The organism is Negativicoccus succinicivorans (assembly GCF_018372215.1).
GTDB lineage: Bacteria > Bacillota > Negativicutes > Veillonellales > Negativicoccaceae > Negativicoccus.
Map to the genome: position 1 here is coordinate 1 of NZ_JAHAJN010000007.1, position 20,004 is coordinate 20,004.

18 protein-coding genes and 1 other annotated feature are annotated in these 20,004 nt (G+C 53.3%); of the genes, 10 read left to right on the forward strand and 8 right to left on the reverse strand.

Annotated features, from left to right (window positions below):
- Positions 1 to 50: 50 nt before the first annotated feature.
- The gene (locus KIB08_RS04645; protein WP_159822675.1) at positions 51 to 629 is read left to right on the forward strand and encodes a LemA family protein; all 579 of its coding nucleotides are present in this window, start codon (positions 51 to 53) and stop codon (positions 627 to 629) included.
- Between the two features lie 40 nt (positions 630 to 669).
- Here the strand turns inward: KIB08_RS04645 and KIB08_RS04650 are convergent, their stop codons facing one another.
- Both KIB08_RS04650 and KIB08_RS04655 read right to left on the reverse strand, forming a co-directional pair.
- Positions 670 to 1,236 carry an ECF transporter S component gene (locus KIB08_RS04650; RefSeq protein WP_159822673.1) on the reverse strand — a complete coding sequence of 189 codons (567 nt, stop codon included), beginning with the start codon at positions 1,234 to 1,236 and terminating at the stop codon, positions 670 to 672.
- A gap of 78 nt (positions 1,237 to 1,314) precedes the next feature.
- The gene (locus tag KIB08_RS04655; RefSeq protein WP_303990217.1) at positions 1,315 to 2,694 is read right to left on the reverse strand and encodes a sodium:solute symporter family protein; all 1,380 of its coding nucleotides are present in this window, start codon (positions 2,692 to 2,694) and stop codon (positions 1,315 to 1,317) included.
- A gap of 162 nt (positions 2,695 to 2,856) precedes the next feature.
- Positions 2,857 to 3,107 (forward strand) — a binding site (T-box leader).
- A gap of 61 nt (positions 3,108 to 3,168) precedes the next feature.
- Between KIB08_RS04655 and KIB08_RS04660 the strand changes: the two genes are divergently transcribed.
- From KIB08_RS04660 to KIB08_RS04680, 5 genes are all read left to right on the forward strand, one after another.
- Positions 3,169 to 4,566, forward strand: a complete 1,398-nt coding sequence (locus KIB08_RS04660; RefSeq protein ID WP_303990221.1) for an energy-coupling factor ABC transporter ATP-binding protein — start codon at positions 3,169 to 3,171, stop codon at positions 4,564 to 4,566.
- Positions 4,560 to 5,291 (forward strand): energy-coupling factor ABC transporter ATP-binding protein, encoded by a 732-nt coding sequence (locus KIB08_RS04665; RefSeq protein ID WP_303990223.1) that lies wholly within the window; start codon positions 4,560 to 4,562, stop codon positions 5,289 to 5,291. Before KIB08_RS04660 ends, KIB08_RS04665 begins: the two co-directional genes overlap by 7 nt.
- Positions 5,288 to 5,971: an energy-coupling factor transporter transmembrane component T family protein gene (locus KIB08_RS04670; protein WP_303990227.1), complete on the forward strand. Its 684-nt coding sequence runs from the start codon at positions 5,288 to 5,290 to the stop codon at positions 5,969 to 5,971. Before KIB08_RS04665 ends, KIB08_RS04670 begins: the two co-directional genes overlap by 4 nt.
- An 86-nt stretch (positions 5,972 to 6,057) precedes the next feature.
- On the forward strand, positions 6,058 to 7,176 hold the full coding sequence (locus tag KIB08_RS04675; RefSeq protein ID WP_303990229.1) for a pyridoxal phosphate-dependent aminotransferase: 1,119 nt from the start codon (positions 6,058 to 6,060) through the stop codon (positions 7,174 to 7,176).
- Positions 7,161 to 8,285: a YkvI family membrane protein gene (locus tag KIB08_RS04680; RefSeq protein ID WP_303990231.1), complete on the forward strand. Its 1,125-nt coding sequence runs from the start codon at positions 7,161 to 7,163 to the stop codon at positions 8,283 to 8,285. The genes KIB08_RS04675 and KIB08_RS04680 overlap by 16 nt, the downstream gene beginning before the upstream one ends.
- 76 nt (positions 8,286 to 8,361) lie before the next feature.
- On the opposite strand, the gene KIB08_RS04685 is transcribed toward KIB08_RS04680, so the two are convergent.
- From KIB08_RS04685 to KIB08_RS04700, 4 genes are all read right to left on the reverse strand, one after another.
- Positions 8,362 to 9,966: a CTP synthase gene (locus KIB08_RS04685; protein ID WP_303990234.1), complete on the reverse strand. Its 1,605-nt coding sequence runs from the start codon at positions 9,964 to 9,966 to the stop codon at positions 8,362 to 8,364.
- 10 nt (positions 9,967 to 9,976) lie between these two features.
- Positions 9,977 to 11,638, reverse strand: coding sequence for an arginine--tRNA ligase (argS, locus tag KIB08_RS04690; RefSeq protein ID WP_303990238.1), 1,662 nt, complete (start codon positions 11,636 to 11,638; stop codon positions 9,977 to 9,979).
- Complete coding sequence (locus KIB08_RS04695; protein WP_034437003.1) at positions 11,638 to 12,066, reverse strand: DUF1934 domain-containing protein; 429 nt, start codon at positions 12,064 to 12,066, stop codon at positions 11,638 to 11,640. The genes argS and KIB08_RS04695 overlap by 1 nt, the downstream gene beginning before the upstream one ends.
- A 248-nt stretch (positions 12,067 to 12,314) precedes the next feature.
- Positions 12,315 to 12,938: a DedA family protein gene (locus KIB08_RS04700; protein ID WP_303990242.1), complete on the reverse strand. Its 624-nt coding sequence runs from the start codon at positions 12,936 to 12,938 to the stop codon at positions 12,315 to 12,317.
- A gap of 240 nt (positions 12,939 to 13,178) precedes the next feature.
- Between KIB08_RS04700 and KIB08_RS04705 the strand changes: the two genes are divergently transcribed.
- Positions 13,179 to 13,901 carry an ECF transporter S component gene (locus KIB08_RS04705; protein ID WP_303990245.1) on the forward strand — a complete coding sequence of 241 codons (723 nt, stop codon included), beginning with the start codon at positions 13,179 to 13,181 and terminating at the stop codon, positions 13,899 to 13,901.
- A gap of 50 nt (positions 13,902 to 13,951) precedes the next feature.
- Here the strand turns inward: KIB08_RS04705 and pepT are convergent, their stop codons facing one another.
- Positions 13,952 to 15,202 carry a peptidase T gene (pepT, locus tag KIB08_RS04710; RefSeq protein WP_303990422.1) on the reverse strand — a complete coding sequence of 417 codons (1,251 nt, stop codon included), beginning with the start codon at positions 15,200 to 15,202 and terminating at the stop codon, positions 13,952 to 13,954.
- Positions 15,203 to 15,240: 38 nt separating this feature from the next.
- Complete coding sequence (locus tag KIB08_RS04715) at positions 15,241 to 16,788, reverse strand: AbgT family transporter (RefSeq protein ID WP_303990248.1); 1,548 nt, start codon at positions 16,786 to 16,788, stop codon at positions 15,241 to 15,243.
- Positions 16,789 to 17,113: 325 nt separating this feature from the next.
- Here KIB08_RS04715 and KIB08_RS04720 point away from each other — a divergent pair, with 325 nt between their 5' ends.
- The 3 genes from KIB08_RS04720 to KIB08_RS04730 all read left to right on the forward strand — a co-directional run bounded on the left by KIB08_RS04720 (position 17,114) and on the right by KIB08_RS04730 (position 19,976).
- Positions 17,114 to 17,479: a hypothetical protein gene (locus KIB08_RS04720; RefSeq protein ID WP_303990251.1), complete on the forward strand. Its 366-nt coding sequence runs from the start codon at positions 17,114 to 17,116 to the stop codon at positions 17,477 to 17,479.
- Positions 17,480 to 17,620: 141 nt separating this feature from the next.
- The gene (gene murA / locus KIB08_RS04725) at positions 17,621 to 18,871 is read left to right on the forward strand and encodes a UDP-N-acetylglucosamine 1-carboxyvinyltransferase (protein ID WP_303990254.1); all 1,251 of its coding nucleotides are present in this window, start codon (positions 17,621 to 17,623) and stop codon (positions 18,869 to 18,871) included.
- Complete coding sequence (locus KIB08_RS04730) at positions 18,858 to 19,976, forward strand: rod shape-determining protein (protein WP_303990258.1); 1,119 nt, start codon at positions 18,858 to 18,860, stop codon at positions 19,974 to 19,976. The genes murA and KIB08_RS04730 overlap by 14 nt, the downstream gene beginning before the upstream one ends.
- The last annotated feature ends 28 nt before the right edge of the window (positions 19,977 to 20,004 follow it).

Here is a 20,004-nt window from a genome sequence, read left to right on the forward strand (position 1 = left end):
GATTTTACTCTCTAATAGATATAATAGGTGAAAAATTATAAGGAGAAATTATGGACAGATTTTTAAATTCGGAATTCACAGCAATTGGAATAATTGCATTAATCATTTTAATAGTATTAATTTGGTGGGTAAAAACATCGAATAGATTTAACCGATACAAAGTCGTAATAGACGAATCCAAGAAAAACGTGGACATTGCACTAGCTAAAAGATACGACACAATTTGTGAAATGATAAAAGTAGCCAAATCATACGCAAAACATGAAGCCTCAACTTTTTCAGATGTAATTCAACTTCGCCAAAATGCAAATATCAAAGAATTCAACGCCACAATACAAAACCAAGACAAAGAAATCAGCAAAATATTTGCACTTGCTGAAAGCTACCCGGACCTTAAATCATCACAAGAATTCATCAATTTACAAGATGAAATCAGCGACGAAAATGAACAATTAGCAGCTGCGAAAAGAATCGTCAATAACAATATCAGCATAATAAATCAAGAAATCGTGTCGTTTCCTAAATCAGTTGTCGCAAAATCTAAAGGATTGAAAGAAATGGAATTTCTTAAAGAACAAAACATAGACAGCAAAAGATCGATCAATGAATTTGACTACGACGTTAAATAATTAGAATAAGTAAAAAAGTCCTCGCTTGGCGAGGACTTTTTTATTGCCGCGGCATCGTACGCAGACGGCGGTAAATCGGCAGGGCAAGGAGTGTGATCAAGCCGCCTTTGATGAGATTGAAAGGCACGATCACCCACCACATGAAATCCCAGACGGTGATGAGTTGGGAACCGGCGCGCGCGGACATGGCCAAAAGTTGCGCGGTCGAGATGCCGAATGCGGATTGATAGAGCGGCAGCAGCAACGTAAAGTTGAGAAATACGGCGACGCCGGCAATGGCGCAGGTGGCCGCCACATATGCGAGCCATCCCCAACGGCGCAGCAGCGTTGCAACGGTAATATAAGTGAGCGCCAACGTCGCGTTGGCGATTTCACCGATACCGAAAGTGGATGACACGGGCAGATGCAATAAATTTTTTAAGATGGCGATGGCGGCGCCGGCGGGCCAGCCGAACAAAAGCGCGCCGACGACGACGGGCACATCGCTGATATCCAGCGTTAAAAAAGCGGGCATCAGCGGCAGCGGAAATTGCCACAGCATCAATACGGCGGCAATGGCCGCGAGCAGACTGACGCGCGCGAACCAACGGAGATTGTGTTTTTTCATAATGAATAACCGTTTCTGAACATATAACCGAATTCGAATTGATTTTATTATAGCATTGCGATGATGAAATCCGGCAACTTAGTGACGATCAATGCGCCGCCAAATCGTTTCCACGAGCAGCCAGCAGGCGGAGGTGCCGATGCCCACGTAGAGAGGATTGAGCGTGAAGGTATCGTTACCGATGGAAAGCACGGCGATCAGAGTGGAGAAAAGAATATTCGCCGTCGTGCTTTTTTCCGAGGTCGGTCCTTTGGCGTAAATGGCGAGTAAAAAGGGTAAGAAAACGCCCGCGCCGCGCAGCGAAAAGGAAAGGAAATTCCAGTAGAGAATCTGGGAGTGGTAGCGGTATAACGAAACCGAAAAAGCGGCGAGCACAAGCATAATCAGCGCCGCCTGCAAAATGAAAAGCAGCCGCTTTTGTCCCTTTACGCCGAAACCCGACTCGAAGATATCGACGGCAATCGAGGTGGCGGCACCCAACGAAAGTCCGGCGATCGAGCCGATGATGGAAAGCAAAATCGCGCCGATCCCCAACCCCGCCAAAAGCGACGGCAAGTGCATCTGCATGAACATCGGCAACGCGGTGACGGCGTCGATCGACGGTGTCATAAAGTGCGTATGAATGCCGATTAAAATCAGCGGCAACCCGACCGGCATGCAAAGCGCCGCCGCCAAGTAACTGCCGCGCGCCGCGGTTTCGGCGTCACGCGCGCTGTACAGCGCCTGCGCATACGATTGCGTCACGGCGACACCGATAATGACGGAAAGACAGTTTGTCGCAAACATGCGCCAGCCGCTGCCCCCTTGCGGCCAAAGCCAGTCGGCGTGCCATACCGTGGCCGCGGGAAGTTGCGCCAAGCCGCGCCAGGCGTAAACGCCCGCGATGATCAGCGTGGTGTAGAGCAACACCGTTTTGACGATGCCGGACACCGCTGTGCCGCGAATGCCACCGGCCAAAACATACAACACGACAATGACGAGCAGCAACACAGTGCCCGTCAGTTCCGAGACGGGAAATAAAATTTGCATGAAATGAATGCCGGCCAAGCCGCTCGCGACGAGCGAAAAGAAAATACCCAAGACGGACACGATGGAAGTCGCCATGCCCGCCATTTTGCCGTAGCGCGCTGCGATATATTCGGCGATGGTTTTTAAGCCGCTTGCGCGCAGCGGTCCGGCGTATACTTTACCCAACAGAATAAAGCCGAGCGTCGAGCCGAAAGTAAACCACCAAGCGGAAAAACCGGCGCTCACGGCGCCTTGCGCGGTACCGACGGTGGCCGAGCCGCCGACGATCGTGCCGACGAGCGCGCCGGCGACAAGCCACGGACCGGACGCGCGGCCGCCCACGCTGAAATTTTCTAAAGATGATTTTTGCGCGGTCGCAAAAATCGTGATAAAGACGGCGGCAAAGGCGAGAAAAATTCCGCCCCAATGCCACACGGTAAATGAACTCACATTGCCTCCCATATACCACAGACAATCCATTCTTTTTTTATTATAACATCGGAAAACCGTGCTCACGCGGATTCGTTAAGACAGTCATGATACACGTTAAAAGTATTTTGGAGAAAAATTGACACTGCTATTTTTTTGTGCTATTCTACCTGTAATTAAATGAAATCATCGATGAACGGGAAGAGTACCGTCGTAACAAACGCTAAAGCGAGCCGGTGACAGTGGAAGATCGGCGCGGGAGGACGACGCGAATGGGCCCGGGAGATACGACCCGATCCGCTGCGCGGGGTAGGCGTCGACGGCACCTTCGGCCGCTATCCCGAAGCGCGTATCGCAAATCGCCGTACGTAGTAAGCCGGACTGATAACAGTCAAGCGGGGTGGCACCGCGGAAGGATACCTTTCGTCCCCATATCATTTGGATATGGATGTGGACGGGAGGCTTTTTTATTGTCCGCATCGGAAAGGAGATAACATGCAAACACAAACATTGGTATTTCAAAAAACACGCGGCGGGCAATTTCGCTGGTTGACCGTTTCGACTTTGTTGCTTTCCATCGGGACGATTTTACATATCGCGTCCCCCTCCATCGCGGGGTTCACGCCGAATTGGATGATCGCGACGTATTGCGTGGCGATTTTGCTGACGAAACCGACGTATCGTCAATGTTTCGGCATCGGCATGGTGGCGGCCTGTATCGAAATTCTGACTTCGAAATCGGGCTTTCCCTACGGCAATCTGATCAGCGAACCGTTAGGCGCGATGACGGCCGCGTGTTTCGCACATCTGATTTTGCCGCACGTTCGGCAAAAAAGCATCCTGAGCGCGCTCTGCGGCGGCGTCGCCACATTGAGCAGCGGTTTCGTTTTCGTATCGCTGATGACATACATGCTCGGGATTGCGACCAATGTGTATTTGTATGCGATGCTACCGGCGGTCGGTTTGGTCGCGGTCATTAACGGCGTTATCACGCCGGTTTTGTACGCGCCGGCGCAAAAGCTGCTGCATGCTTCGCTGACGACGCAAGCGGAAGTCGCTACCGTGTCGCATGCGGGACTTACTTTACGGCCGCAACAGGACGCGGCGTTTTCCATCGAACATTTGAGTTATCGGTATCCGCAGGCAACAGCGGACGCGTTGCACGATATCAATCTGACCGTTGAACGCGGCGATTTCCTGGTGTTGGCGGGCGCGGCGGGAGCCGGTAAAACGACGCTGATGTCCGCACTCTGCGGCGCAGTTCCGCATTACTACGGCGGCGTCATGCGCGGCATGGTTTTTGTGGAAGACATGGCGATTACGCAGCACAGTATCGCGGAGATCGCGACCAAAGTCGGCACGATTTTACCGGATTATGATGCGCAGTTGGTGACGTTGACCGTCGCCGAAGAAATGGAATTCGCCTTGGAAAATCGCGGTTACGCTGCCGAAGAGGTTGCGCGCCGCAGCGCGGAGGCCTTAGCGAAAGTCGGGCTGAGCGGCTTGGAAGAACGCAATGTGGCGACGCTTTCCGGCGGTCAGCGTCAACGTTTGGTCATCGCGTCGGTGCTCGCGACGGAGCCGCAGATATTGGTCGTCGATGAGCCGACCTCGGCGCTCGATCCGGAAGGCACGCAAGCGTTTTACGAATTGCTCGGCACGCTGAATCGGCGAGACGGTTTGACCGTTGTCGTTACGGAATCGCAGTTGGCGGAAGTCGCGCCGTACGCCAAGCGCGCCGCGCTGTTAGATGAAGGACGTTTGGTTATGGTGGGCGCATTCGCTGAAGTGGTCGGTCGCATGCAGGCGGACGCCACGTTCCGTGATTTATTGCCCGATCGGTATCAGGAAGCGACGGAGTCGGATTTCGTCGCGGGGAGGGCCACATGCTGAAAACGGAGCATTTGCGTTTTGCGTACCCCGACGGTCGCGAAGTGATTCATGATCTTTCGCTGGTTTTCGCGGCCGGTGAAATTACCGCGTTGGTCGGCAAAAACGGCAGCGGTAAAACGACATTGACACGACTTTTAATGGGATTGGAAAGGCCGACCTCCGGACGCATCGAGCTGAACGGTCGGGAACTGACGAAATTATCCGCGAGTGAACGCAGTCGTTTTTTGGGGTACGTATTTCAACAGGCGGATCGACAACTTTTTTGCACCACGGTGTACGATGAAATCGCATTCGGCCCGCTCGAGCAGGGACGCGACAAGGTAGAGACCCGCGCGAAAGCGGAGGCGGCGCTGAAGTTATGCGGACTGGAAGAAGATCGCGACGCGTACCCGCCGCTTCTTTCCCGAGCGAAAAAGCAACGTGTCGCATTGGCTTCGGCAGTGGCGCTCGGCACGGAATTTCTCATCCTTGATGAACCGACGAGCGGCATTTCGCCGGCGGATATCCGACAGTTGATGCAGATTTTAACGAAATTGACGGCAGCGGGATTGGGAATTATTTTGGTCACGCACGCGCCCGATGTGGTACAACGGTACGCGCAACGCGTCGTGATGTTGGCCGACGGTCGCGTCGTTTATAACGGCGAGCCGCAACAATTTTTGGCAAGCATGTATCGCGACGGGCGGGACGTTTCCCATCATACCGATGACGGAGGTGCACAATGACGCGCTTGGTTCCTTTAACAAAAATTTTCATGATTGTCGCGGTGTCGCTCGCCGTTTTGTTTTTGCAAAGTCCGCCGGCGCTCTTTGCGCTGTTTCTCGCGGAAATCGTTATTTTTATCGCCGCCGGCGTGTTGCAACAAAATCGCAAAGCGTTGTTGGCATTTGTTTTCTTCGCGCTCCTTCTGGGCGTCATTCAATACCTCGGCGGCGGCACGCTGCAGTCCGCGTATGTCGCTGGTTTGCGGATGTTGGCGTTGGCGGGCGTTTTCCTCTTGGTGCTGACGACGACGCGATTGCAGGATTTGACGGCCGCGGTCGTGACGCAGTTGCACATCCCGTATGAATACGCGTTCATGTTCACGGCGGCGCTGCGTTTCGTGCCGGATTTTCTGGCGGAAAATAAAGCGGTACTCGAGGCGCAGGCCTGCCGCGGCGTGCCGCAGAACGGGCATTATCTGCGCCGCAGTAAAGCGTATCTCGGCGTAGTGCAACCGCTCGTTTTGAAATCGCTCGCGCGTTCGGAAACGATGGCGCTTTCACTGGAGCTTCGCGGTTTCGGCGCCGGCACCACGCGCTTTACCCGCGCCGTGACGCCGCAACGTCGCGATTACTTGGTGATGGCGCTCTTGACGGCGGGCGTTGCGGTCAGCATGTATTTACGTTTGACGTACGGTTACTGAAAACATCGCGCATTGCGTAACAGCGGGGATCATATTATAATAATAAGAATTAATCGATAAAGTCGCAGCATGGTAGGAGGGGCAGTATGAAATACAGAATTCGACACAGTTTAGCAGATTACAAAGTGCAAAGTTACGTGCACGGTGACACGATTCCCGACGACGCGATCGATTGTTCGCTCGGGATCAATCCGTTCGGCTACACGCCGCAACTGACGGAGGAATTGTATCGGGAAACATTCAGCGGCATCTCGCCGTATCCGAGCTATCCGTACCGTGAACTGCGCGCGGCGATTTGCGAATACCTCGCGCCGGCGTCGGAAATTTCACCGGAACAACTTGCAATTCACACGGGATCGATGGGCATGTTGATTGATCTGAATCGACTTTTTATTGATGAGGGAACGCATGTTCTCGTCGGCGAACCGACGTTTTCTTCCGCGACGACCGATATGCGCGCGATGGGCGCGCAACTCACCGTCGTCGCGTTGCGAGAAGAAGAGCAGTTCCGTTTTTCCGTCGCGCGCTTTATCGAAGCGTTGCGTCCGGAGCATACGCTCGTGTATTTGGATAACCCGAATAACCCGACCGGTCAAATCATTCCGCTGGCGGACATCGAGCAGCTGGCGCAAAAAGCGGCGGCGCAAGACACGATGGTGATCGTCGATGAAGCGTACGGCGATTTTATGCCGCTGGAAAATTCGGCGGTCGCTTTGGTCAATAAGTATCCGAATGTGATTGTCGTCAAAACGCTCTCGAAAGGGTTCGGCTTGGCCGGTCTGCGGACGGGTTACGCGGTCTTGCCGCAAGCATTTATGCCGATCATGCGGAAATTGCCGGCGGAAATGGTTGTCACCGAAACCGCCGCCCGTTTGACGCCGATCGCGTTGCGTGACCGCGAACACATCGCGCACTCCAGAACGCAGATCGCGGCGAATAAAGCTCGCTTGCTGGAGTCGCTTTCCGTATTGCAGGCATCCGTTACCGGCGATACGGTGCCGATCGTGCTTTTGTATACGGAACGCGATCTTAATTTATTTGATGTGATGCTGCGACACGGCATTATCACCGAACGTGGCGAAGATTTTGACGGGATCGGTAAACGCCATATCCGTTTGCGTGTGCCGCGTGATTTGACGGAACTCCTGCTGCGTTTGGCGGCCGTAGAAAAAGAAGTGGAGGGAGCGTCATGCAACAGCAGGTAAGCATTTGGAACGTCGTGAAACTGGCGGGGGCTTACATCGCGTTTACGATCGGTTCGGGATTTGCCACCGGCCAGGAAGTGTTGCAATTTTTCACCTCTTACGGACCGGCAGGCTACATCGGCGCGCTCGTCAGCATGTTTCTTTTCGCCGCGATGGGCGCGGCCTTGATGGTCAAAGGACATGAATTGAATTTGACCGTGCAGACGGAAATTTTCCGTTACTATTGCGGTAAATACATCGGCTACATTTTGGAAATTTTCACGATCGTTTGCCTTTTCTGCGTCGTTTCCATTATGTTCGCCGGATCCGGCGCCGTGGCCGGTGAATACTTCGGCATCGGTGCGGAAATCGGCAAACTCGGCATGGCCATCATTTGCGTCGTGACCGTATTGCTCGGCTTGAACGGTTTAGTCGATATTATCGGCGCAATCGGGCCGGTCATCACCGTGTTTACGATTTTAATCGGTATCGTTACCGCTTTTACCGGTACGTATTACGGCAATGATTTGACGGCGGCGCAGGTGCAGGCGCTCTTCGATTTGCGCGCGACCGCCGGCTGGTGGTTCGGCGCGTACGCCTGGCTGGATACCGCTTGGTTCAGCGGGGTGCTGTATGCCGCATGTATGGTTTTGGGCGGAATTCCTTTCCTCGCCGGACTCGGCACGCGCGCGCGCAATCGCCAAGAAGCGATTTGGGGCGGAGTGATGGGCGGCGTTTTCCTGATGTTGTCGGTCATCATGATCGTCTTCGCGATGCTTTGCTATCCGGATCAGATCGTGACCCTCGAAGTGCCGAATCTGTTCCTGGCGGAACAACATCTGCCGATCCTCGCGATGATTTTCTCCGTGGTGCTTTTGTTGGGGATTTACTCCACGGCAGCGCCGATGTTTTGGCTCGTGCTGAACCGCATTCAGGGCTTTGGCCTCAGTCGTACGCCGATGCTCGCGGTGACGGTGGTCTTGGGGATTGTGGCGTACTTCGGCGCGCAGATCGGTTTCGGTAAATTGATCGGCATCCTGTATCCGCTGATGGGACAAGTCGGACTCATTATGATTCCGGTGGTATTTTTACGCGCGGGCACACGAAAAACAGAGTTAATGAAAGAGTAAAAGAAAAAGAAAAGAGCTTCCGCGGCAGCTCTTTTTTACGCAAAAAAACACCGGAGATCTCCGGTGTTTTCTGATTTTATTTTGATTCTTCTTCCATCGCCTGAATGAATCCGTAAAACAGCGGATGCGGATTATTCGGACGCGATTTGAATTCCGGATGGAACTGCACGGCGACAAAGAAGGGATGATCTTTGACTTCGACAATTTCCACCAGACGTTCATCGGGACTGGTGCCGGCGAGAATTAAACCGGCGTCGGTCAGTTGCTTACGATACGCGTTGTTGAATTCGTAACGGTGGCGATGGCGCTCATACACCAATTCTTCCCCGTAAAGTTCGCGGGAACGCGTGCCGTCGACCAACTTGCAGGGGTACAGACCCAAGCGCATGGTGCCGCCTTTATCCTCAATATCGACCTGATCGGGCATCAGGTCAATGACCGGATGTGCAGCGTCGGTATCAAATTCGCTCGAGATCGCATCTTCAATGCCGCAGACGTTGCGGGCGAATTCCATCACAGCGCACTGCATGCCGAGGCATAAACCGAGGTAAGGTATTTTATGTTCGCGGGCGAAACGGATCGTGCGGATTTTACCTTCTACGCCGCGGGAACCGAAACCGCCGGGGACGACGATACCGTCAACACCATCAAAGAGCGGTGCGAGATCATCGGCTGATTCAATCTCTTCCGAATCGATCCAGCGAATGTTGACTTTGCGGTTAAACGCATAGCCGGCATGATCGAGCGACTCGACGACGGAAAGATACGCATCGTGGAGCGAAACGTATTTGCCGACGAGCGCCACTTCCAGCTCACCCTGCGGGTGGAGCATGCGATCGACCATATGCTCCCAATCGCTCATGTCGAGCGGCTTGTCTTCCAGCTGTAATTTTCGCAGAACGATTTTATCCAAACCTTCATGCTGCATCATCAAAGGTACTTCGTAAATGCTTTGCGCGGTACGGTTTTCAATGATCGCGTCGACATCGACGTCGCAGAATAACGCGATCTTTTCTTTCATTTCCTGCGAGATCGGATATTCGCTGCGGCAGACGATGATATCCGGCTGGATGCCGATACTGCGCATTTCTTTTACGCTGTGCTGCGTCGGTTTAGTTTTCAATTCGCCGGAAGCGGAGATGTACGGCAGAAGCGTCACATGAATATACAGAACGTTTTCTTTGCCGATATCTTTTTTCACCTGGCGAATCGCTTCCAAAAACGGTTGGCTTTCGATATCGCCGACCGTGCCGCCGATTTCGGTGATGACTACGTCGGCATTGACTTCCTGACCGACGCGGAACACCTGTTCTTTGATCGCGTTCGTCACATGCGGAATGACCTGAACGGTCCCGCCCAGATAATCGCCTTTACGTTCCCGCGAAATGACGGTTTGATAAATGCGGCCGCTTGTTACGTTGGAACGCTGACTTAAGTTGATATCGATAAAGCGTTCGTAATGACCGAGGTCGAGATCCGTTTCTGCGCCGTCATCGGTTACGAAGACTTCACCGTGCTGGTACGGGCTCATCGTGCCGGGGTCGATATTTAAATACGGATCGAATTTTTGGATCGTGACCCGATAGCCTCGGTTTTTCAGTAAACGGCCGAGTGATGCGGCGGTGATACCCTTACCGAGCGAAGAAACGACACCGCCCGTAACAAATATGTACTTAGTCATGCGTCCTCCTTTACATTTTTTCCGGCGCGCTGACACCGAGAATGGTTAAGCCGTGCCATAAAATATACTTGGTCGCTGTGATCAGTCCTAAACGCGCCTGTTGGCGTTCCGGGTCAATACCCAAAATGCGACACTGTTTATAAAACGAATGGAACAGGCCGGCGAGCTCATAGAGATAGCGAGCCAGACGATGCGGCGCATGCGCAGCGGCCGCGTTCGCGATCATCTCGCGATACTCGCTCATCTGTTTAATCAGATCCAGCTCGGCGGGTTCCGTCAGCAAACTGAAATCGGCATGTTCCCAAGCGCCGTACGCGATCTGATTTTCCTCCGCCTGGCGGTAAATACTGTGAATGCGCGCGTAGGCGTATTGGATGTAGTACACAGGATTTTCATTGCTGTGCGATTTTGCCAAGTCGATGTCAAAGTCGAGCTGGCTGTCGAGCGAACGCATGATGAAGAAATACCGCGCCGCGTCGGCGCCGACTTCTTCGATCAGTTCGGCAAGCGTAATCGATTTGCCGGTACGTTTGCTCATCTTGACGACTTCGCCGCCGCGCAAGAGATTGACCATTTGCAAAAGCAAAATCTCGAGTTTATCCGGATCATAGCCGAGTGCCGTGAGCGCCGCTTTGACGCGCGCGACATAACCGTGATGGTCGGCGCCCCAGATGTTGATCATCTGCGTGAAACCGCGTTCATATTTGTTGCGGTGGTACGCGATATCGGCGGCGAAATACGTGCCGACGCCGTTGGCGCGTATGACAACGCGATCTTTATCATCGCCGTACTCAGTGGTGTTCAGCCACAGCGCGCCTTCTTTTTCATACAGCTTGCCGCGCGCTTTCAGTTCGGCGCACGCCGTTTCGATCGCTTCCGGATGCAAGGTGCGTTCGCTGAACCACTGGTCGAATTCCACATGGAAATCCGCCAAATCTTTGCGCAAACGTTTGAGTTTCGCGTTCAGCGCCCGCTCTTTGAAAATCGCGAGGCGTTCGGCGGCGGGCATGGTCAAGTATTTGTCGCCATCCTCATCAATGATCGTCTGCGCGGTCGTAATGATGTCGCGGCCGTGGTAACCGTCCTCCGGAAATTCGACCGTTTCACCCAAGAGTTCACGGTAACGCGCATCGACCGATTTCGCGAGATTGTCGATTTGGTTGCCCGCGTCGTTGATGTAGTACTCCGCCTGCGTCGGGTAGCCGGCGGCGCGCAGCAGGTTCACCAGCGCACTGCCGAACGCCGCGCCGCGGCCGTGACCGATATGGAGCGGTCCGGTGGGGTTGGCGCTGACGTATTCGACTTGAATGTATTCGTCGCTTTTTTCCGGCAGGTTGCCGTAGTCATTACCCTTGCGCAAAATTTCTTTTAAAATATCGTAGACTGCGTCGTTTTTCAAAAATAAATTGATAAAACCGGCGCCGGCGATTTCCGCGCGTTCAATCAGCGGGGAGTCGAGCTCCGCCAGAATCGCGTCCGCAATTTGCCGCGGCGCGCGCCGTGCGATTTTCGCCGATTGCATGGCGAGATTGGTGGCAAAATCGCCGAATTCTTTTTGTGGCGGCTGTTCCAGAAAAGGTTCGGGGTAGTCGCCGGCGGGAAGTGTTCCCTTAGTGACGGCCGCTTTGACCGCGTCGGTAAGCGCCGCACCAATTTCCGTCCGTAAATCCATCAGTTCGTTCCGTCCTCTCGTGAGCGTATGATCAGTTCATTATAATTCGCATGGACGCCTTCCAGCGCGACGTCGTAACGGAGTGCAATTTCTCCCTCGCCGTTCGTGAGCGTATGCGTCAGCTCATGCGTGTACATCGTCAGCGTGACGTTGCCAAAGGGGGTCTCATACAGTGATTTTTGCGACGTTCCCGGCAAAAATTCCTGTTGCTGCGTGATCTTACCGTCGCGCATCAGCACGAGCGAATGCGGAAACAATTTTAACGTTGTCCGCGTTCCCGTAAGTCCGGTCAGAGAAGATTCGTCGTAACACAAAATTTGCACGTCGCCTTGTTTTTCGTACGTGCCCTTTGTGGTCAGCTCAATACTTTCTTCCTGGCCGTTCTCATCGCGTTGCAGCGTGTTCACGGTAATAATGACCGCCTTCATCACGCACCTCCGTAATATTAACTATATAATTCTATCATTTATAAGGGAAAAAATCTATGACGTCGGCATCAGAAAACCGTCTCCGAAGAGACGGCTGTTTTTTATAAAAGAATGGCGCGAGACGTCAAGTTGACCGTGTTTCGGGCGGTCGTCAATTATTTTTCTCGCAAATCTCGCGGATCGTTATTCTTGCGCAAAATCAATAAATGAAAATGCGGCAACCGGCAACATGCGCGACAAATTAATCTTTATTTGTCGCCATGGGAGCGGTTTGCGTTTTGCGAATTTTGGGAGCGACGTTTGCGCAGGTAATGATAATAGGCGTAGGCGAGGGCGGCCACGACGACGGAGCCGATAAACAGTTCCATGTCGTAGGTCAGAAGGTCTTCCCAATGCTCGCCCAGTTGGAACCCGAGCCAAACGAGGAGCATCGTCCAGGGAATCGTGCCGATCACGGTATACCAGATGAAGGGTTTGAGCGGATAGCGAGCCATTCCGGCGGGCAGCGAAATAAATGTGCGTATGCCCGGTAACAGACGGCCGGTCAAAACGGCAATGCCGCCGTAGCGGGCAAACCAATCATCCGCCGAAGAAAGTTTCGTTTGCGAGAGAAAAAAGAGATGTTTATGTTTTTGTAAGAAAGGACGGCCGCCGTAGTAACCGATAGCGTACGACAGCAGCGATCCCACCAGTCCCGCCGCGACGCCGACCACGCAGGCGAGCGTGTAGGTGAAAGTGCCGCGATGTACGAGATAACCGGCGAAGCCTAGAACGACTTCGCTCGGGATCGGGATATTCATATTTTCCGCAACCATGGTTAAAAACAGCGCCCAGTAGCCGTAATCTTCCATGAAAAGATAAAGCCAATCCATACGGACTCCTTCCGTGATTTATTTATCTGCAAGCGCATTGCGCGTAAACAACATGGTAACGTCTGTCATACCGAAAGACGCGTATCGTATAAATTTGATTATAACGGCAGCCTTCCGTCTTGACAAGGCAGGTGATTATCTCTATAATGCTTTTAATTTACGGCGGCTTGCATGGGCAAGCGCAATATACGGTTCTGGTAACGACTTATATCCCTAAAGGAATAAGAACGGAGGAACAAGATGGAAAATTGGCAAAAAGATCCGGCGGCGGACAAGCCGCGCACGACGGAAGCAACATCACCGATTAATGATTTGCAGGCGGATTCGCAAGTAGCGGAGCGGCCCGCGGACGAACGTCCGAGCGTAGCGCCGCCGACGAAGCGTCCGTTTATGACGGTACGGCAGCTTGTGATCACCGGCCTTTTAGGCGGTATTACCGCGTTGCTCGGTTTGACGGGCTACGGTTTTATTCACCTCATTTATATGAAAGCGACCATTCTGCATATTCCGACGATTATCGGCGGCATTGTGGAAGGACCGCGCGTCGGCATGATGACAGGTTTGATTTTCGGTTGCTTCAGCTTATTCCAAAATATTGTGGCGCCGACGCTGATGAGTATCGTGTTTTTGAACCCGCTCATTTCGGTCTTGCCGCGCGTGCTGCTCGGTTTGATCGCGTACCTCGTGTACCGCGCCATGCCGGGAGCGCAGGCCGTTAAAATCGCGGTGTCCGCGTTGGTGACATCGATGATGAATACGATCTTGGTCATGGGCCTGACGTATATTTTGTACGCCAAAGAATTCGCGGAAATGCGTCATGTTCCGCTCGATCAGGTAGTTAATATTATCATTGGCATTTGCATCGCTAACGGCATTCCGGAAGCGATCGGCGCGGCCGTGATTGTCACGCCGATCGTGTTGGTACTGCTCAAAACGCGCAAGCCGAATTGCCGGCAAGCGTAATATTTGCGACATAAAAAAGCATCGCCATATGGCGATGCTTTTTGTTTGCGTTATTTTTTCGCGTCTTCCTGAACGAGATCGATAATGGTGCGAACCATTTCCGACGATTTCACTAAGGAATTAAGCGGTAAATATTCATATACCGAGTGGAAATTATGACCGCCGGTGAAGAAGTTCGGCGTGAAAATGCCTTGCGAGGACAGGTACGAACCGTCGGTGCCGCCGCGCATCGAAAGCGTTTTCGGCGTGATGCCGAGGCGTTCCATCGCGGTGTAAATATGATCGACGGCGAATTCGTTTGCCGGTGTTTTCGCGTCTTTAATATTGGCGTAGACATCTTCCATCGAAAGCTCGATTGTCGCGCGCGGATACCGTTCTTTTAAGAAGGCGACCGCTTTTTCGATGTAATCTTTATAGCCGAGGTAACGATCACGATGATGATCGCGGATGTTGAGCTCGACGCTCGCGTTCGACTGGTTGCCCGAAATGCCCTGCACCCAGATGTAACCGTCGGTGCCGTCCGTGTTTTCCGGCGTTTTCAAGCGATCAAAATACTGCACGAAATCGCAGGCGATCAATACCGGATTGACCATGTTGCCTTTGGCGGACATCGGGTGCGCGGCGATGCCTTGGATGGTGATCACGGCGCTGCCGGCGTTAAACGTTTCGTAAACGACTTCGCCGATTTCGCAGCAGTCGAGCGTGTACGCGAAGTCGACGGGAAAACGGTCGAGCTCCATTTTTTTACTGCCGCGCAAACCGGTTTCTTCATCCGGCACGAACGCCAGGTAAATTTCACCGTGCGGCGCGCCGCTTTTCACCAGCTCGGTGATCGCGCCCATGACCGCGGCGACGCCCGCTTTGTCATCGGAGCCGAGCACGGAGTGGCCGGTCGTCGTCACAATCGTGTCGCCGACGTAATTTTTCAACGCGGTTTCCGTTTCCGGATCGAGCACGAGATTTTTTTCTTTGTTGAGCGTAATGACGCCGCCGTCATAATTTTCCACGACTTGCGGAGAAATTTTCGGATCGAGCTGCACGTCTACCGTATCGACGTGGGTACAAAAACCGATGACCGGCGTACCTTCCGGGGCGTCGGCGGTGGCGGCCAAACGCGCGGTCAGCACTGCGTGCTCGCTCACATGAATATCTTCCAAGCCCAGTTCTTTTAATTCCGTTTCCAACTCGCGTACCATGTCCCACTGCATTTTCGTGCTGGGGATTTCGCTGACGGTCGGATCGCTTTGGCTGGGGATAGCGATATAACGCAAGAAACGTTCCAGTAAAGATTCACGACTCATGTATTCCAATTTCAGGACTCCTCTCTCTGATTAAGCGCTTACGGGCGCGGATATAAGTACGAAGCTTGCAGACCGAGCGGCAGGTCGAGACCCCAGAACGCGTAGAGGACTATGGACAATGTCACCAGCAAGCCGATCGTATAAGGCAGCATCATGGAACTCAACGTGCCGATGCCGGCTTCCTTGACGTATTTTTGGCAGTACGTAATGATCAAAGGATAAAACGCGAACATCGGCGTGACGACGTTGACCGCCGAGTCGCTGACGCGGAACGCTACCTGAGTAAGCTCCGGAGCGATACCGACACCCATCAGCATCGGGACGAAGATCGGCGCCAAGATGGCCCATTTCGCCGAAGCCGAAGTAATGATTAAATTCAACAGGCCGACGAAAATAATAATTCCGCCGATCGTAAGCTGCGGCGGCATCGCCAGTGAACGCAGGAAGTCCGCGCCGGAAACGGCGAGCAGAACGCCGATCTGCGACGCGTTGAACGCGTACAGGAACTGCGCCGCGAAAAAGTAGAATACGATTAATTGAACGAGCGTATGCGTCATATCTTCCATCGCGGCGGTGACATCTTTCGGACTTTTGAATTTACCCGACATAATGCCGTAGATCAAACCGGTACCGCCGGCGATGACGAAGATCAACGAAACCAGGGACTGCATGACCGGCGCTTTAAAGCTTGCGATCGTGCCGTCCGGCGCGCGCCATACGGAATCCGGTGTGGACAGCGCCCAGAACAAACCGACCATGAACAAAATGAGGAAGGCGCTGGCGGCATAGAACGCGCGATTTTCTTTCGCGGTGATCGGCTTGTTCGTTTCCGCTGCAATATCCGCATCGGTCGAAAGCGGATACATTTTCCACAGCCACGGCTCGACAATTTTTTCGGTGATGTACCAGCAGGCAGGGATGACGGCGAACGTCGCGGCGAACATATAGAAATAGTTACATAAAATGTTGACTTGATACGAAGGGTCGATAATCTGCGCAGCGCTTTGCGTGAAACCCTGGATAACGGGGTCGATCGCGCTCGGCGTGTAGTTGGCGGCAAACGCGCCGGCGATACCGGCGAACGATGCGGCGATACCGGCGAGCGGATGCTTGCCTACCGCGTAAAACATGTAGGCGGCAATCGGGATAATGATTACGTAACCGGTATCCGGACCGATATGGCTCAACATACCAGCCAAAATAATAATCGGCGAGAGCGCCGCTTTCGGCGTGACGGCGAGCAACTTGCGCAGCCCCGCGCGGATATAGCCGGAACCGTCGGCGATAGCGATGCCCAATGTCGCTACGATAACCATGCCGAGCGGCGGGAAACCGGAGTAATTCGTGACCATCTTCGTCATCAATTTAACGAGTTGACTCGGCGTCAGCATGCTGATAATACGAATCGGTTCTTTGGTGACCGGATTAATATACGAGAAGTTGATCGGCGACATCAGAGCCGAGATAACGCAGACAATCAAAAAGGCACCGATAAACAAAATCGTGATATCGGGAACGCGGTTGCCCACTCTCTCGATCCAGCCCAAAATTCCTTTGGGCCTTTCCGGCGCTACAGCAGTTTTCATAATCCACCATCCTTAAAAACAATAAATAAAAATACAATTGTACATTAGTATAAGATTATATGGCATAAACCGCAATAGCAAACTTACGTCACGCGGCCTTCGTGCGCGCCAGACAGCGCTTGCATGCACTGAGCGCAACGCGTTAAACACTTGTATTACGGGAAAGCAATCAAAATGTTAAAAAAATTAAACGTAAGCATACGAATTTGGCAAACGTCATTACAGCAGCTTCGCTTTTGATCACCGTTAAAAGCGGTTGTACGTGTCGTAAGATTGTAATTTTATGAAAAATCTTTTACAATGAATGCAAATTGGAGTGCTGATTATGGATTATAAAAAGCGCCGGGTCACGTTAGACGGACGGCGGGAAACCATGTACATATTTGCCGCGCCTTTGGGACTTTTAAGCGATGTGTTTGCCGTTGATGTACGCACGCAGGGGAATGCGATTCGCACGGCGATCAGTGAGGTGCTGGATTACGAGTACGACTCGTCTTTTTACAGCGGCGAGGCGTACCTGTTTTCCGTGTACCGGGATATTACATTGATCCAGCCGTTAGGCGCGGATGATTTGGCACAACCTTTGGAAGTGGACACGCAACGACTGTATATTATGATCGGTGATTTTCTCAGCGACAACGGAGAACACGTGGTTCGTTCCGACTGGGAAACAGAAAAAGAACACGGTTAACCGTGTTCTTTTTACATTTTCAAGCCGATTGAAATCGCATGGTATACTTGTTATTATATAAATATCTCGAATACACATATAAAAAAACGATTTTATTTTGCGATTTACGATGTAATATAACCCCGATAGTGGAGGAACCAGTTGGAACAATTATTCATCAAAGGCGGTCGCCGGCTTTCCGGCAAAGTGCGCGTGTCGAGCGCCAAAAACGCCGTGTTGCCGATTATTGCGGCGACGATGCTGCCGATTACTCCGAGCACTCTGCCGGAGATTCCGCATTTGGAAGATGTCACGACTATTTGCAAAGTGTTGGAGCAACTCGGTGTTGTCGTTTCCCAAACGGACAATGAATTACGCTTTGATGCGGCGCAGTTGACATCCTATGAGGCACCGTACGAATGGGTCAGCAAAATGCGGGCTTCGTTCCTTGTGATGGGGCCGCTTTTGGCGCGCCTGGGACGGGCAAAAATTTCACTGCCGGGCGGCTGTGCGATCGGCACTCGTCCGATTGATCTGCATTTGAAAGCGTTCGCCGCGCTCGGCGCGGAAATTAATTTGGGGCACGGCTATGTGGAAGCCGTCGTGCCGAACGGTTTGAAAGGCGCGCAGATTTATCTCGACTTTCCGAGCGTCGGCGCGACCGAAAACGCGCTGATGGCGGCATGCCTTGCCGACGGTCGCACGGTCATCGAAAACGCGGCGGAAGAGCCCGAAATTGTCGATCTCGTGATGTTTTTGAACAGCATGGGCGCAAACATCCGCGGCGCGGGCACGAATGTGATTCGCATCGAAGGCGTAAAGGAACTGCACGGTGTCGTGCATAATGTCATTCCCGACCGCATCGAAGCCGGTACTTTTATGGTGGCGGCGGCCATGACGGGCGGGGATGTGTATGTGGAAAACGCGCTGGCGGAGCACGTTAAACCGCTGGTCGCGAAATTAAAAGAAGCGGGTGCGGCCGTGGTGGAAGACATCAACGGCATTCGCGTCGTCGGTCCGGATCGCTTGCGGGCAGTCGATGTAAAAACATTGCCGTATCCGGGGTTCCCGACCGATATGCAGGCGCAGTTTATGGCGCTCACCACGATTGCCGAGGGCACGAGCGTGGTCAAAGAAACCGTATTTGAAAATCGGTTCATGCATGTGGACGCTCTGACCCGCATGGGCGCCAAAATTAAAATTGAAGGCGGCAGCGCCGTGATCGAGGGCGTGGAGCGTTTGGAAGGTTGTCCGGTCGAAGCGACCGATTTGCGCGCCGGCGCCGCCTTGGTGCTGGCCGGCTTGGTGGCGGACGGAACGACGTCGGTCGGACATCTGCATCACATCGATCGCGGTTATGACCATTTTGTAGAAAAATTAAGCGGTTTGGGAGCAGACATTGTTCGGAAATAAACGTAAATCGGTACGGAGCAAAAGTGCGCGGCGGACACCACCCGCGACGCGGCAACGTCGTTCGCACTCTCTGCTTGATTGGCTGGCCGGTGTCGGCGCGACGGATATCGCTGTCGATTTGGGTTCCGCCAATACGGTAGTGTATGTACGCGGCGAAGGCGTCGTGGTACGGGAGCCTTCGGTGTTGGCGGTCGATCGGGAAACGCGTGAAGTCGTGGCGCTCGGCGCGAAAGCGGCGGCCTTGGCCGGACGCGTACCGCAGGAACTTGTCTTGGTGCGACCGGTGGAACGTGGTGTCGTTACGGATTTTTCCGCGGCGGCGCACTTGGTACATGAACTTGTCGGGCGACAGGTTTCGGGCTTATGGAAACGTCCGCGTTTGGTGATGACGCTGGCGGGGCGGCAAAGCGATGTCGCCGCGGCGGCTCTGTTGGGAACGGCGGCGGCTTTGGGAGCGCGGAAAGCGGTGCGCTTGCCGGGCACTCTCGCCGCAGCCTACGGCGCCGATTTGGATAAAGCCAAAACAGCGGGACTTCTGGTCGCCGATTTGGGCGCCGGTAAAACGGATCTGGCTGTGGTGGACGCCAACGGTTTGGTGGATACGGAAGTGCTGCCGCTCGGCAGCATGGATCTAGATCGGGCGATTGCGAAAATCGTCTTGCAGGAAACGGGATTATTGCTCGGCCCCCTTACCTGTGAACGCTTGAAGCAACGTTTCTGCGATTTGGACGAAAAGGCGACAGCCACATCGCTGTGTGCGGGCAAAGACAGTCAAACCGGTTTGCCGCGGCAAACGGAAATTACAGCAGCCATGTTGCGACCGGCGCTGATTCCGTACGCACATCAGATCGCGCAGGCGTTGCATGAAATATTGCATCAAACGCGCCCCGAACTCAGTCAATGGATTTCGTCGCACGGCATTATGCTGGTCGGCGGCGGCGCGCTTTTGCGCGGTTTGGATCGCTACTTAACGCAGTTTCTCGGCGTGCCGGTGTATCTCGGTGAAGATCCCTTGTACGCGGTGGCGATCGGCGCGGGTAAAGCACTCTTGGAAATGCCGTTGCTGCGAGATTCGCTGGGCTTTGAAAATCCGCACTCCGCATAAACGTCAACAGTAATATGGTATAATAGGC

Excerpts from the sequence above, each read along its gene's own strand:
- KIB08_RS04705 (WP_303990245.1), top strand. The coding sequence starts at position 13,179 with ATGGAAAATTGGCAAAAAGATCCGGCGGCGGACAAGCCGCGCACGACG.
- KIB08_RS04720 (WP_303990251.1), top strand. The coding sequence starts at position 17,114 with ATGGATTATAAAAAGCGCCGGGTCACGTTAGACGGACGGCGGGAAACC.
- KIB08_RS04715 (WP_303990248.1), bottom strand. The coding sequence starts at position 16,788 with ATGAAAACTGCTGTAGCGCCGGAAAGGCCCAAAGGAATTTTGGGCTGG.
- KIB08_RS04685 (WP_303990234.1), bottom strand. The coding sequence starts at position 9,966 with ATGACTAAGTACATATTTGTTACGGGCGGTGTCGTTTCTTCGCTCGGT.
- KIB08_RS04645 (WP_159822675.1), top strand. The coding sequence starts at position 51 with ATGGACAGATTTTTAAATTCGGAATTCACAGCAATTGGAATAATTGCA.
- pepT (WP_303990422.1), bottom strand. The coding sequence starts at position 15,202 with ATGAGTCGTGAATCTTTACTGGAACGTTTCTTGCGTTATATCGCTATC.
- KIB08_RS04665 (WP_303990223.1), top strand. The coding sequence starts at position 4,560 with ATGCTGAAAACGGAGCATTTGCGTTTTGCGTACCCCGACGGTCGCGAA.
- KIB08_RS04650 (WP_159822673.1), bottom strand. The coding sequence starts at position 1,236 with ATGAAAAAACACAATCTCCGTTGGTTCGCGCGCGTCAGTCTGCTCGCG.
- KIB08_RS04695 (WP_034437003.1), bottom strand. The coding sequence starts at position 12,066 with ATGAAGGCGGTCATTATTACCGTGAACACGCTGCAACGCGATGAGAAC.
- KIB08_RS04675 (WP_303990229.1), top strand. The coding sequence starts at position 6,058 with ATGAAATACAGAATTCGACACAGTTTAGCAGATTACAAAGTGCAAAGT.
- KIB08_RS04680 (WP_303990231.1), top strand. The coding sequence starts at position 7,161 with ATGCAACAGCAGGTAAGCATTTGGAACGTCGTGAAACTGGCGGGGGCT.
- KIB08_RS04660 (WP_303990221.1), top strand. The coding sequence starts at position 3,169 with ATGCAAACACAAACATTGGTATTTCAAAAAACACGCGGCGGGCAATTT.
- KIB08_RS04670 (WP_303990227.1), top strand. The coding sequence starts at position 5,288 with ATGACGCGCTTGGTTCCTTTAACAAAAATTTTCATGATTGTCGCGGTG.
- KIB08_RS04700 (WP_303990242.1), bottom strand. The coding sequence starts at position 12,938 with ATGGATTGGCTTTATCTTTTCATGGAAGATTACGGCTACTGGGCGCTG.
- argS (WP_303990238.1), bottom strand. The coding sequence starts at position 11,638 with ATGGATTTACGGACGGAAATTGGTGCGGCGCTTACCGACGCGGTCAAA.